The 617-nt window shown below is 39.7% G+C and carries 1 pseudogene; it reads left to right on the forward strand.

Annotated features, from left to right (window positions below):
* Positions 1–617 (forward strand): annotated as a pseudogene (locus tag B3I52_RS13920) (fucose isomerase); the annotation flags it as partial.

Consider the following 617-nt stretch of genomic DNA (forward strand, 5'->3'; position numbering starts at 1 on the left):
TATAGCCATCATGTTTTAGCAGGTTTAACTACACACCGAGGACCTATTTTAACTGTAGCTAATTTTAGCGGACAATGGCCTGGTTTAGTAGGTATGCTTAACCTAAACGGATCATTAACTAAAGCCAATGTAAACTATAGTACTTTATGGAGTGTAGATTTTACAGACGAATTTTTCTTGAATGGTGTAAAAGCTTGGATAGAAACCGGGAAAGTACAGCACCCAGAAACACATGTAAAGTCTTTTGCAGATGTAAAAGTGCCTGTTGCAGATGAGAAAGTAGGCCGTGAATTTGCCGCTAAGCTAAAAGAAGATAAAGCCATTATGGGCGTTTTTGATGAAGGCTGTATGGGGATGTTCAACGCCATTGTGCCAGATGATTTATTGCACGCCACAGGCATCTTCAAAGAAAGGTTGAGCCAATCTACTTTGTACGCAAAAATGCTTACGGTAAGCGACCAAGACGCAGAAAAAGTGCTAAATTGGTTGTTGGCTAAAGGAATGAAATTTGATTGGGGTACAGATGAAGCTACCGAATTAACCAGAAATCAAACTCTGCTTCAATGCAAAATGTATATTGCTGCTTTGCGTATTGCTGATGAGTTTGGTTGCGATAC

Source organism: Pedobacter sp. UBA4863 (assembly GCF_002399615.1).
Taxonomy (GTDB): Bacteria; Bacteroidota; Bacteroidia; order Sphingobacteriales; family Sphingobacteriaceae; genus Pedobacter.